13 protein-coding genes are annotated in these 12,048 nt (G+C 35.5%); 8 read left to right on the top strand and 5 right to left on the bottom strand.

What is annotated here, in order from left to right; all coding sequences use genetic code 11:
- Positions 1 to 6: 6 nt before the first annotated feature.
- The 5 genes from DSM02_RS09380 to porX form a co-directional block, all read right to left on the bottom strand.
- Positions 7 to 393, bottom strand: a complete 387-nt coding sequence (locus tag DSM02_RS09380) for a DUF4258 domain-containing protein (protein ID WP_128765378.1) — start codon at positions 391 to 393, stop codon at positions 7 to 9.
- 15 nt (positions 394 to 408) lie between these two features.
- Complete coding sequence (locus DSM02_RS09385; RefSeq protein WP_128765379.1) at positions 409 to 1,605, bottom strand: alanine dehydrogenase; 1,197 nt, start codon at positions 1,603 to 1,605, stop codon at positions 409 to 411.
- Between the two features lie 85 nt (positions 1,606 to 1,690).
- Complete coding sequence (locus DSM02_RS20360; protein WP_164918278.1) at positions 1,691 to 2,254, bottom strand: hypothetical protein; 564 nt, start codon at positions 2,252 to 2,254, stop codon at positions 1,691 to 1,693.
- 341 nt (positions 2,255 to 2,595) lie between these two features.
- Positions 2,596 to 3,003, bottom strand: a complete 408-nt coding sequence (gene tsaE / locus DSM02_RS09395; protein ID WP_128765381.1) for a tRNA (adenosine(37)-N6)-threonylcarbamoyltransferase complex ATPase subunit type 1 TsaE — start codon at positions 3,001 to 3,003, stop codon at positions 2,596 to 2,598.
- 20 nt (positions 3,004 to 3,023) lie between these two features.
- On the bottom strand, positions 3,024 to 4,574 hold the full coding sequence (gene porX, locus DSM02_RS09400) for a T9SS response regulator signal transducer PorX (RefSeq protein ID WP_128765382.1): 1,551 nt from the start codon (positions 4,572 to 4,574) through the stop codon (positions 3,024 to 3,026).
- A 42-nt stretch (positions 4,575 to 4,616) separates the two neighbouring features.
- On the opposite strand from porX, the gene DSM02_RS09405 reads away from it, so the two are divergent.
- The 8 genes from DSM02_RS09405 to sucD are packed head-to-tail and all read left to right on the top strand — an operon-like array spanning position 4,617 to position 12,016.
- On the top strand, positions 4,617 to 5,882 hold the full coding sequence (locus DSM02_RS09405; RefSeq protein WP_240674021.1) for an HD domain-containing protein: 1,266 nt from the start codon (positions 4,617 to 4,619) through the stop codon (positions 5,880 to 5,882).
- Between the two features lie 24 nt (positions 5,883 to 5,906).
- Complete coding sequence (gene lpxD, locus DSM02_RS09410; RefSeq protein ID WP_128765423.1) at positions 5,907 to 6,935, top strand: UDP-3-O-(3-hydroxymyristoyl)glucosamine N-acyltransferase; 1,029 nt, start codon at positions 5,907 to 5,909, stop codon at positions 6,933 to 6,935.
- On the top strand, positions 6,925 to 8,334 hold the full coding sequence (locus DSM02_RS09415) for a bifunctional UDP-3-O-[3-hydroxymyristoyl] N-acetylglucosamine deacetylase/3-hydroxyacyl-ACP dehydratase (RefSeq protein ID WP_128765383.1): 1,410 nt from the start codon (positions 6,925 to 6,927) through the stop codon (positions 8,332 to 8,334). The genes lpxD and DSM02_RS09415 overlap by 11 nt, the downstream gene beginning before the upstream one ends.
- 4 nt (positions 8,335 to 8,338) lie before the next feature.
- Positions 8,339 to 9,124, top strand: coding sequence for an acyl-ACP--UDP-N-acetylglucosamine O-acyltransferase (lpxA, locus tag DSM02_RS09420; protein ID WP_128760788.1), 786 nt, complete (start codon positions 8,339 to 8,341; stop codon positions 9,122 to 9,124).
- A gap of 42 nt (positions 9,125 to 9,166) precedes the next feature.
- Positions 9,167 to 9,733 carry an elongation factor P gene (efp, locus tag DSM02_RS09425; RefSeq protein ID WP_073098209.1) on the top strand — a complete coding sequence of 189 codons (567 nt, stop codon included), beginning with the start codon at positions 9,167 to 9,169 and terminating at the stop codon, positions 9,731 to 9,733.
- Positions 9,734 to 9,736: 3 nt separating this feature from the next.
- Positions 9,737 to 10,669: a UDP-3-O-(3-hydroxymyristoyl)glucosamine N-acyltransferase gene (locus tag DSM02_RS09430; RefSeq protein ID WP_128765384.1), complete on the top strand. Its 933-nt coding sequence runs from the start codon at positions 9,737 to 9,739 to the stop codon at positions 10,667 to 10,669.
- Between the two features lies 1 nt (position 10,670).
- On the top strand, positions 10,671 to 11,084 hold the full coding sequence (locus DSM02_RS09435; RefSeq protein ID WP_128765385.1) for a nuclear transport factor 2 family protein: 414 nt from the start codon (positions 10,671 to 10,673) through the stop codon (positions 11,082 to 11,084).
- A 59-nt stretch (positions 11,085 to 11,143) separates the two neighbouring features.
- Entirely contained in the window at positions 11,144 to 12,016 is an 873-nt protein-coding gene (gene sucD / locus DSM02_RS09440; RefSeq protein WP_128760791.1) for a succinate--CoA ligase subunit alpha, read from the top strand.
- The last annotated feature ends 32 nt before the right edge of the window (positions 12,017 to 12,048 follow it).

Here is a 12,048-nt window from a genome sequence, read left to right on the forward strand (position 1 = left end):
ACTGTTTTACTGTTTTCTTATAACAGTTAAAACTTCAAATTTTTCATCACAAAGCTGTAAAGTTGTAATGATTGGGGTTGGCATCGTCTCTCGAGAATTTATGGTGTAGAGACCACAAGGTTTTTTTTGAGTATCACTAGTACTGAAATCTACTTCACCTTCTAAAAAAACCGTATTGAGATCAGTCGTGTCTAGTTTTAAAGCACTGAGTTGTTTCTCGGCATTTTCAGAAATGGAATATCCATTATTTCTAATGGTTTTTAAAACGCGAGCATTTGGCATATAATCGCAAGAGGGTAATTCTACACCACTACCTTTAATGAAAAAAGCCAGTAAAATAAGGCCAATTGCAAAGCCACCCAGATAAAAACCGAATCTATATAAAACTTTCATGTAACTAATTAACAATTAAAAAAACAAGAGATTAATATCTCTAAATGGAAGATCAAACCATTCTGCAACAGATTTGCTAGTGAGAATTCCGCGGTAAAAGTACAACCCGTTTTTCAAACCTTTGTTCATACGCAGACTATTTTCTAGTCCTCCATGTTCACCGATTTCCAGAAGGTAAGGTGTGAAAATGTTACTGATTGAAAGTGAGGATGTTCGGGCATACCTGGAAGGGATATTAGGGACACCATAATGAATAACACCATGTTTTATAAATGTCGGTTTATCATGAGAAGTAACTTCGCTGGTTTCAAAACAACCGCCCATATCGATACTTACATCAATAATAATAGAGCCCGGTTTCATGTATTCGATCATTGTTTCGGTAACAATAACCGGTGAGCGATCATTACCTCTAACTGCTCCTATAGCGACATCGCAACGTCTTAACGATTTTAATAAGTTTTTAGGCTGAATGGTAGAAGTATATAAGGGTCGCCCAACATTCACCTGAAGATTACGCAGCTTTGTCAACGAATTATCAAAGACTTTTACATTGGCACCAAGACCTAGTGCCGATCGAGTGGCAAATTCACCTACAGTTCCGGCACCAATAATAACAACTTCAATAGGAGGAACACCACTTATATTGCCGAACATCAAGCCATTTCCTTCATCTTGCCGAGACATTATCTCAGAAGCGATAAGCACGGATGCAGTCCCGGCAATCTCACTCAATGCTCTAACAGCAGGGTAGGTGCCATCTGCATCTTTTATAAATTCAAACGCAAGTGCTGTTATGCGTTTAGTGGCGAGAACTTTGAAATACTCTTTTTTTTGAGTCTTAAGTTGAAGAGCAGATATAATTACTGTCTGCGGGTTCACCAATTCAAGTTCTTTTAGAGAAGGTGGTTCTACTTTAAGAACCATCGGGCAACCGAATACCTTAGAACGATCTGATGTGATTTCTGCTCCAGCTTCCGAATAATCGTGATCTGTAAAACGAGCATCTTCACCAGCTTTAGATTCCATTAAAACCCGATGACCATGTGCTACTAAAGCTCCTACTGCATCTGGAGTGAGACACACTCGTTTTTCCTGAAAATGATTTTCTTTAGGAATACCTATAAAAAGAGAACCTTTACGTTGCTCTATCTCAAGTTTTTCTTCCTGTGGAATAAGTTGTTCGCGTGTAAACGGACTGTTTGAAATCATTTTAAAAATTATGGAATACTAGACTTCAAAGTAAGTATAAATATATTGAATAGAAAAGATGATTTATAGGAATGACTATCAGATACTAACCCATAAACAAGGGCTCGTCATCATCTTCATCAGTAGAGGAATATGGAGAGGTTAGTTCATCCTCATCTTTAATTTCTCCTTTAAGTGAAACGCGTTTCAACTCTGAAAGATCAATGTTATGGATTCGGTCAAAAATTTTCATTCTTATAGTATACATAAAAATAAGAGCAACTAATATAATAGGAGCCATATAATAAATATCAACACTATCTGCAAAAGCTAAATCATCATTGAACGTACTTACTATTTGAAAGAAATACATACATATAGGAACTAAAATAGCATGATACCACCAATGCTTGCATGTTAAAAACCATATAAGAAAAAGTAACATTGGAATAGCTTTACTAAAAACTATCCAAGCTACCACATCAACACCTACAAAATTTATACTTTCATATTTTAATGTAAGCCCAAAAAAAGAGGTTTCCCAAATTTTTGACTTTGGGAAACCTTCATATAAATAAAAAAAGTATGGAGAAGCAACAATAAATGCTGCTATTAAACTACCCGTTAGTAGGGATAGTGATCCTGCTTTTTTCGATTTTTTTTGATGCATAGTCTGCTTTGCTGTCTTGAACTGTGTAAGTAACTGCTGTTGCACCTGCAATTAAAAGACCTAGGAGTAATGCTTTAATTTTCATAATAAAATGTGTTTGAGTATTAATGATTTGTTGATTCAAATATCATAAACCTCATATACAAATCCGCATTTTATAATAGCACTACTTTTGCATCCTAAATATTTTATTTAACACTTTTCAACGATTATATTTATCAGACTAATTTAGGAATAATTAACTTACTCGTATAATTTTTAAGTACAACTTTTAATGAATGTTCAAAATGTAAGAAATTTCTTCAAAAGGCATATTTACCCATTAACATATATTTAACAATTTAAATGAATTGAATTTTTCGTGTTGCTTCATTTATCGAACTAATTTTCGCTGAATGGACATCGTTTTCAAGTAAAGTGTTAATTTTTTGAGGCCATTCAATTAATTTTACACTATCGCTTTCTAAGATTTCCTCAATACCAAGATCAAAGGCTTCATTTTCGTTCTTTAGGCGGTATAAATCTAAGTGGAAAATACTAGCATTAGTTTCAGTTTTATACTCATTTATAAGCGAAAAAGTTGGACTCGATACGGTATCATTCGAGCCCAACTCTTTAACTAGTGCTTTTATTAAGGTTGTTTTACCTGCACCCAAATCGCCGTAAATTAAAATGGTGTCAAACTTAAGTTGATCAATTAATTCTCGGGCGACCTTGTTCACTTCAGATAAGTCATAATCCAACTCCATAATAGTATTTCTTAATTGAACTAACGGGGATTTAAAACCACAAAAGGAATAATAACCTCTTCTAATGATACACCGCCGTGTTGATAAGTGTTGCGAAAATAACTAACGTAATGGTTATAATTATTGGGGTACGCGAAAAAAAGATCTCCTTTTGCAAAAATAAATGAGCTACTCATATTAATTGTAGGTAAGTGTATTGCTTTTGGTTCTTTTGCTTCTAGAACATCTTTTTTGTCATAAGTAAGGCTTCGACCAGTTTTATACCTCAAGTTTAGACTGGTATTTTTATCTCCAATAACTTTTGAAGGATTCTTCACATTGATAGTTCCGTGGTCTGTTGTTAGAATGATTTTAAAGCCTAATTGCTGAGACTTCTGAATCATTTCTAGTAATGGCGAATTCTTAAACCAACTTTCAGTTAGCGAGCGATACGATTTATCATTGCTGGCTAGTTCTTTAATAACTTCCATTTCAGTTTTAGAATGACTTAACATGTCTACAAAATTATAAACCAACACGGTTAAATCATTATTCTTCAACGAATTGAAATTCTCTACCAATTTCTTTCCACTCTTTAAGTTGGTGATCTTGTGATATTCCCATTTTAAATCCAACCCCAGGCGTTTCAGTTGAGCATCAAGAAATTTGTCTTCATTTAAATTCTTTCCGCCTTCATCAGTATCATTTAACCATAAATCGGGATGTTTTTTTTCCATTTCGCTAGGCATTAAACCTGAGAAAATAGCATTTCTGGCATATTGAGTAGCGGTAGGGAGTATACTGTAATACGTACTTTCACTTTCCTTCTTATAATAATTGCTAATAATAGGTTCAAAAGATTTCCACTGATCGTATCTAAGATTGTCAATTACTATTAATAAGACAGGTTCTTCACTTTCACCTAAATGAGGAACAATTTTGTCTTTAAATAAAGTATGAGACATTGTTGGCCTGTCTTCATTTGTAAACCAATCTTCATAATTACGTTCTACGAATTTAAAGAATTGATTATTGGCTTCCGTTTTTTGAGATTCAAGTATTTCTTGCATACTTTGATCTTCTATGGCTTCTAGCTCTAATTCCCAGTAAATAAGCTTTTGATACAGTTCAGACCATTCCTCGTAAGAGTTGACCTGCGCCATATCCATCGCAATTTTTCTAAACTCCTGCTGATAGCTGAGTGTTGTTTTTTCTGAAACAAGGCGACTGGTGTCTAGATTCTTTTTCAGACTTAGAAGAATCTGGTTGGGATTTACCGGTTTTATAAGGTAATCTGCGATTTTAGAACCTATCGCTTCTTCCATAATATATTCTTCCTCACTTTTAGTAATCATTATTACCGGTAAAGTGTCTCTTTTAGATTTTATTTCACTTAATGTTTCTAGCCCTGTAAGACCCGGCATGTTCTCATCAAGAAAAACAACGTCAAAATTCTGTTCTTCAACTAATTCTATAGCTTCTGTACCACTTTGGCAGGTGGTTACATCATAATTTTTCTTTTCTAAAAAAAGAATATGTGGCTTAAGTAAATCAATTTCATCATCAACCCACAGTATTTTTATCGTACTCATAATAGTATCTTTGTTATAGAACTGGTTATAAAACCAATTCAAATGCGCTTTTGCGTAAATAATTATAAAGCCTTTCTATTGAAGACTTCTAACAAACTTACGATAATTAACGACCCTATATATGGGTTTATTACCATACCTAAAGGACTCATTTTTGATCTCATTGAACATAAATACTTTCAGCGCCTGCGTAGAATCTCGCAGATGGGAATGTCATACTTGGTATATCCCGGGGCACACCATACCCGTTTTCATCATGCTATAGGTTGTTTGCATATTATGCGAAAAGCTCTAGAAAAGCTTGAACAAAAGGGTGTTGAGATTTCTGAAGAAGAAAAGCAAGCTGCTATGATTGCGATTTTGCTCCACGATATAGGTCACGGACCATTCTCGCATGCTATGGAAAATAGTATTGTAGAAGACGTGCATCACGAGCAAATATCGCTTCAATTTATGCAGGCACTCAACGAGGAGTTTAACGGAAGTTTAACCCTTGCACTTAACATTTTTAAGGGAACTTACGATCGCCCATTTTTACATCAGTTGGTGTCTGGACAATTAGATATGGACCGTACAGATTACCTGAAGCGCGACAGTTTCTATACTGGTATGGCTGAAGGAAACATTAATACAGACCGTATTCTTGCCATGCTTAATGTCAAGAACGATGAGTTGATGGTAGAGGAAAAAGGAATTTATACCATTGAAAAATTTTTGGTAGCGCGACGTTTAATGTATTGGCAGGTTTATTTACATAAGACTAGTCTGGTTGCCGAACAAATTTTGGTACGTGTTTTAATGCGTGCAAAAGAGTTGACACAAAAAGGTGTTGAGTTGCCGGCGAGCAAGCCATTAGCTTTCTTTTTAAAAAAGAAAAATGCTGAAGGTGTTTTTGATAAGAATGCGCTTGAAATTTTTGCCACATTAGATGATTATGACATTATATCAGCAATGAAAGCTTGGTGTACCGAAGGAGATTTCGTTTTAAGCAGGCTCTCTAAAATTATCATCAATAGAGAACTTCCTCGGATAAAAATTAAAAAGAAACCCTTTAAAAATGAGTTTATTAAGGCTGAGAAAGACCGTGTTCAGCAGCAATATAACTTGACTGAAGAAGAAGCAGGATACTTTGTTTTTACAGGAACATTAACCAATCAAGCTTATACCTTTAAAAAGGAAGCAATCAATATTTTGACAAAAAAAGGAAAGGTTGTAGATGTTATTTCAGCAAGCGATCAATTGAGTCTTAAGGCTTTATCTAAGGTAATTACAAAAAACTATATCTGTTACCCGAAGCATTTAAATTAACCCTTTTTTTCTATTTTTGCGATGATGAAATTTACAGCTGAACAAATTGCTGGAATTTTAGAAGGTTCTGTTGAAGGTAACCCCGAAATAGAAGTTTCTAAACTTTCAAAAATTGAAGAAGGAAAGCAGGGATCGCTTACATTTTTAGCGAACCCTAAGTATACCTCATATATATATAAGACTAAAGCTTCAGTAGCTATAGTAAATAAAGATTTTCAACCAGAGCATAAAATTGATGTAACGCTCATACGTGTAGATGACGCTTATAAAGCATTTTCAAAACTTCTGGAATATTACAATCTGGTAAAACTTAACAAAACCGGAGTAGAAGAACCTGTTTTTGTTTCTGAAAATGCCACTTATGGTAACAATATTTACCTAGGTGCTTTTGCTTATTTAGGTAATAATGTGAAAATAGGGGACAATGTAAAAATTTACCCGAATGTTTATATAGGTGATAATTGTGTTATAGGTGATAATTGTGTGATTTTTCAAGGAGCTAAAATTTATTCAGATAGCATTTTAGGAGATACTGTTTACGTTCATAGCGGGGCAATAATTGGTGCAGACGGTTTTGGTTTTGCTCCCAATGATTCTGGTGAATATAGCCGTATTCCGCAAACCGGAAATGTTGTTATTGAAGATAATGTTGATGTGGGTGCAGGTACTACAATAGATCGTGCAACTCTAGGCTCTACAATTATTCGAAAAGGGGTAAAACTTGATAACCAGATACAGATAGCTCATAATGTTGAGATTGGCGAGCATACTGCTATAGCTGCTCAAACAGGAATTGCCGGTTCAACTAAAATCGGTAAAAATTGTCTTATAGGTGGTCAGGTTGGTATTGTGGGGCATATTACTATAGGAGATCGTGTTAAGATTCAGGCTCAGTCTGGTATTGGGCGTAATTTGAAAGATGATGAGACGGTTCAAGGCTCTCCTGCATTATCATACAGCGACTTTAATAAGTCGTATGTACATTTTAAAAATTTACCAGGTTTGGTACAACAAATAAATAATTTGGAAAAACAAAAATCCAATGATAAGTAAAGCTGAAGGAAAGCAAAAAACAATCGCCGGTGAGGTTTCCTTAACCGGCGTTGGTTTACATACGGGTAAAAACGTAACCCTAACATTTAAACCTGCTGAAGAAAATACTGGCATGTTTTTTAAACGTGTCGATCTTGAAGGTCAGCCCATCATAGAAGCCAATGCTGATTATGTAGTAAATACTCAGAGAGGAACAAACCTTGAGAAGATGGGAGTTCACATTCAGACTAGCGAGCATGTTCTTGCCGCTTGTGTGGGACTTGGTATTTATAATATTTGTATTGAACTCGATGCTTCTGAACCACCTATAATGGATGGGTCATCTAAGTTTTTTGTTGAAGCTTTAGAAAAAGCCGGAGTTGTTGAACAAGATGCTTGCAGAGAAGAGTATGTGGTAACTGAAGTTATCAGTTATGTAGATGAAAACTCTGGTAGTGAAATTATGCTGATGCCTTCAGACGAGTATCAACTTACTACAATGGTAGATTTTGGGACAAAAATATTAGGTACTCAAAATGCCAGTATCAAGAGTATATCAGAATTTAAAGATGAAATATCAGACTCGAGAACCTTTAGCTTTCTTCATGAAATAGAAATGCTTCTTGAACATGGTTTGATTAAAGGCGGTGATCTTAATAATGCAATTGTATATGTAGATAAAGAATTATCGCCAGAAACAATGGATAAGTTGAGAGAAGCTTTTAATAAAGATTCTATTTCAGTAAAACCTAATGGAATTTTAGATAACCTTACATTACATCATCCTAACGAGGCTGCACGTCACAAATTACTTGATGTTATAGGTGATCTAGCACTCGTAGGTATGCCAATAAAAGGTAAGGTAATAGCAAACAAACCAGGGCATTATGTAAATACGCAGTTTGCAAAGAAACTTAAGAAGATCATTAAATTAGAGAAGCGTAATAACGTACCTCAATTTGATTTATCTAAGCCCCCGGTTAAAGATGTAAACGAGATTATGGCCATGCTGCCTCACCGTTCCCCATTTTTATTAGTAGATAAAATATTAGAAATAACAGATACGGGAGTTATAGGTTTGAAAAATGTTACAATGAACGAGCCATTTTTTGTTGGCCATTTTCCCGGAGCACCTGTAATGCCTGGCGTTCTTCAGGTTGAAGCAATGGCGCAAACTGGTGGTATTTTAGTATTGAGCACGGTACCAGACCCAGAAAATTACCTTACCTATTTTATGAAAATAGATAACGTTCGCTTTAAACAACAGGTTGTACCCGGAGATACATTAATTTTTAAATTAGATTTACTTTCACCTATTCGCAGAGGAATCTGTCATATGCAAGGAAGCGCATATGTTAACGGTAAATTAGTTTCTGAAGCAGAGCTTATGGCTCAAATCGTTAAAGTAAAGAAAGACTAGATTTATGAATCAACCCTTAGCATATGTTCATCCTGGTGCCAAAATCGCTAAAAATGTAGTGATAGAGCCGTTTACTACAATTAATAATAATGTAGTTATTGGCGAAGGCAGCTGGATAGGATCTAACGTAACTATAATGGAAGGTGCTCGCATCGGTAAAAATGTAAGTATTTTTCCGGGAGCTGTTATATCTGCAGTTCCGCAGGATAAGAAATTTGACGATGAAGATACTGTTACCATTATAGGAGACAACACAACGATTAGAGAATGTGTTACGATAAACCGTGGTACTTCTGATCGTATGAAAACTCAAATAGGAAACAACTGTTGGATTATGGCATATAGTCATATTGCACATGATTGTATCGTAGGGGATCACTGTATCTTTTCAAACAACAGCACGCTAGCGGGGCATATCCTGGTTGGTGATTACGTTGTATTAGCAGGTATGGCTGCAGTTCAGCAGTTTTGTACTATAGGTAGCCACGCCTTCGTTACCGGTGGTTCATTAGTACGTAAAGATGTTCCCCCTTATGTAAAAGCAGGTCGCGAACCGCTCTCTTATGTAGGTATCAATTCAATTGGATTGCGGAGAAGAGGTTTTACAACTGAAAAGATTAGAGAGATTCAGGATATTTACAGAATTCTCTACCAAAAAAATTATAACAATACGCAGGCTGTTAACATTATTGAAGCTGAAATGGAAGCTACTCCGGAGCGAGATGAAATCCTTCAGTTTATCAAGAACTCACAGCGTGGTATTATGAAAGGTTATTTTACAACAAACTAATTTTTTCCGCTTTGCGGAATAGCATAGAATTAAAATTTAATTATGGCAAATACATCAGATATTCGTAATGGAATGTGTATTCATTACAACCACGATATTTATAAAATCATTGAATTCTTACACGTTAAACCTGGTAAAGGACCTGCTTTTGTGCGAACAAAACTTAAAAGTGTTACTAACGGAAAAGTGCTGGATAACACATTTTCTGCTGGACATAAAATTGAAGAAGTACGTGTGGAGACTAAAGGATATCAGTTTTTATATGAAGATGGTGAATGGTACCACTTTATGAATACAGATGATTATACGCAGATACGTCTTTTAGAATCTGCTTTAGATCAGCCCGGACTTTTAAAAGAAGGGGAAGTGGTATCTATTGCGATTAATACTGAAGATGGTTTGCCGCTATCTGTAGATATGCCTGCTCACGTTATACTGACCGTTACTGCTACAGAGCCTGGAGTTAAAGGTAATACCGCAACTAATGCAACAAAACCTGCAACTGTAGAAACAGGAGCAGAAGTTTCTGTACCTTTATTTATAAATGAAGGAGATAAGATTAAGGTTGAAACTGAAAAGGGTACTTACAAAGAGCGTATTAAAGAATAACAATTGAAATTTCCACAAAAACATACCTTAGCGCAGATTGCTACAATTCTTGATATTGAATTTGTAGGGGATGCTGAATTTCCTGTTTATGGAATTAATGAAATTCACGTTGTTGAACCGGGGGATATTGTTTTTGTAGATCATCCCAAGTATTATGATAAAGCTTTAGAATCTGCAGCTACAATTGTTTTAATCAACAAAAAAGTAGATTGCCCGGAAGGTAAAGCTTTACTCATTTCAGAAGATCCTTTTTCAGACTTTAATAAATTAACACGCTATTTTAAACCTTTTAAGAAAGCAACATCTTCAATTGCTGACACGGCTCAAATAGGAACAGGGACAATTATCCAGCCTAATTGCTTCATTGGTAATAATGTAAATATAGGAACGGATTGTTTGATTCATGCAAATGTTACTATTTATGATAATGCTGTTATAGGAAATGATGTTATCATACATTCTGGAGCTGTTTTAGGAGGAGATGCTTTTTATTATAAAAAGCGCGATACTGTTTTTGATAAATTAATTTCTGGAGGAAGAGTCGTTATTCAAGACTCTGTAGAAATTGGAGCACTTTGTACAATTGATAAAGGGGTTTCTGGAGATACGATAATTGGTGAAGATTCTAAATTGGATAATCAAGTACATATAGGTCACGACACCCAAATAGGAAAACGCGTACTTATAGCAGCACAGTCTGGGATCGCAGGATGTGTTGTAGTTGAAGATGATGTTGTGATTTGGGGTCAGGTAGGTATTGCGAGTGGAATTACAATTAAAGAAAAAGCGGTAATTTTTGCGCAAAGTGGTGTAGGTAAAACCTTAGAAGGTGGTAAATCGTATTTGGGTACACCGGCAGAAGACAGCAAGAAGAAGTTTAGGGAACTGGCATCAATTCGTCAAATTCCTTATATTTTAGAACAAATAAAAAAATAAAATGAGTAAATCAGCTAAAGACCTTGTAAGAGGTTTGTATGAATCAGATTTTTTTAATGATTCTAGTGTTCTAAAGCAATATTTACATGAAGATGCAGAGTTATATTGGAATGCATCTACGGGTTTCTCAAAAATGACATACAGTGACATTGCTGATATGTCTTCAGAAATGGGAAAATCATTTATATCATTAAGATCTTCTATAAGTCACCTGATTGCTGAAGACGATAAGGTGAGTGCCAGGCTTACATACTATATTAAGGCTGTAGAAAATCCTGATGAAGAAGTAGGTGTTATCCATTTTATGGCAATCTGGGAACTAAAAGATGGTTTGCTTTATAGAGGCTATCAGATAAGTCAGCCTAGTGATGAAGATCCTCAGAATAATGATGCGCACATCCGTATAAAGTCATAAAAATCCTTTAGCATTCATCTATAAAAATTTACTTTTGTACCACAAAATTCAAACAACTCATGAGCGTTTTAGTAAATAAAGATTCCAAAATAATTGTACAAGGTTTTACCGGTAGTGAAGGTACTTTTCACGCGGGTCAAATGATTGAATACGGCACAAATGTAGTGGGTGGTGTAACTCCGGGTAAGGGAGGTCAAAGCCATTTAGACAAGCCTGTTTTCAATACTGTTGAAGAAGCAGTAAAAGAAACTGGAGCAGACGTATCTATTATTTTTGTTCCGCCGGCATTTGCTGCTGATGCGATTATGGAAGCTGCTAATGCAGGAATCAAAGTAATTATAGCAATTACTGAGGGTATTCCTGTTTCAGATATGATTAAAGCTGCTGACTATATTAAAGATAAAGATTGTAGACTCATAGGTCCTAACTGTCCGGGAGTAATCACTCCGGGAGAAGCAAAAGTGGGTATTATGCCAGGTTTTGTTTTTAAGAAAGGTAAAGTAGGTATTGTTTCTAAATCAGGAACACTTACTTACGAAGCTGCAGATCAAGTTGTAAAACAAGGTTTAGGTATTACAACAGCAATTGGTATAGGTGGGGATCCAATCATTGGTACAACTACTAAAGAAGCTGTAGAATTACTCATCAACGATCCTGAGACTGAAGCTGTAGTAATGATTGGTGAAATAGGTGGTCAGTTAGAAGCTGATGCTGCAAAATGGATCAAAGCTAGCGGCACTAAAAAACCAGTAATAGGTTTTATCGCTGGGGAGACTGCTCCGGCTGGTAGAACAATGGGGCATGCAGGAGCGATTGTTTCTGGTGAAGGTGAATCTGCTGCCGACAAGAAAAAAATATTAAGAGAAAACGGAGTTCACGTAGTTGATTCTCCTGCAGAAATAGGTAAGAAAGTAGCTGAGCTTTTAAGCTAATCTTTTACCATTCTTATTTTAAAAACCGACAC

This window comes from Leeuwenhoekiella polynyae (genome assembly GCF_004104075.1).
GTDB lineage: Bacteria > Bacteroidota > Bacteroidia > Flavobacteriales > Flavobacteriaceae > Leeuwenhoekiella > Leeuwenhoekiella polynyae.

Bases quoted from the DNA above. Each gene is read 5' to 3' on its own strand.
- DSM02_RS09380 (WP_128765378.1), bottom strand. From the start codon at position 393: ATGAAAGTTTTATATAGATTCGGTTTTTATCTGGGTGGCTTTGCAATT.
- DSM02_RS09385 (WP_128765379.1), bottom strand. From the start codon at position 1,605: ATGATTTCAAACAGTCCGTTTACACGCGAACAACTTATTCCACAGGAA.
- DSM02_RS20360 (WP_164918278.1), bottom strand. From the start codon at position 2,254: ATGCATCAAAAAAAATCGAAAAAAGCAGGATCACTATCCCTACTAACG.
- tsaE (WP_128765381.1), bottom strand. From the start codon at position 3,003: ATGGAGTTGGATTATGACTTATCTGAAGTGAACAAGGTCGCCCGAGAA.
- porX (WP_128765382.1), bottom strand. From the start codon at position 4,574: ATGAGTACGATAAAAATACTGTGGGTTGATGATGAAATTGATTTACTT.
- DSM02_RS09405 (WP_240674021.1), top strand. From the start codon at position 4,617: ATGCGCTTTTGCGTAAATAATTATAAAGCCTTTCTATTGAAGACTTCT.
- lpxD (WP_128765423.1), top strand. From the start codon at position 5,907: ATGAAATTTACAGCTGAACAAATTGCTGGAATTTTAGAAGGTTCTGTT.
- DSM02_RS09415 (WP_128765383.1), top strand. From the start codon at position 6,925: ATGATAAGTAAAGCTGAAGGAAAGCAAAAAACAATCGCCGGTGAGGTT.
- lpxA (WP_128760788.1), top strand. From the start codon at position 8,339: ATGAATCAACCCTTAGCATATGTTCATCCTGGTGCCAAAATCGCTAAA.
- efp (WP_073098209.1), top strand. From the start codon at position 9,167: ATGGCAAATACATCAGATATTCGTAATGGAATGTGTATTCATTACAAC.
- DSM02_RS09435 (WP_128765385.1), top strand. From the start codon at position 10,671: ATGAGTAAATCAGCTAAAGACCTTGTAAGAGGTTTGTATGAATCAGAT.
- sucD (WP_128760791.1), top strand. From the start codon at position 11,144: ATGAGCGTTTTAGTAAATAAAGATTCCAAAATAATTGTACAAGGTTTT.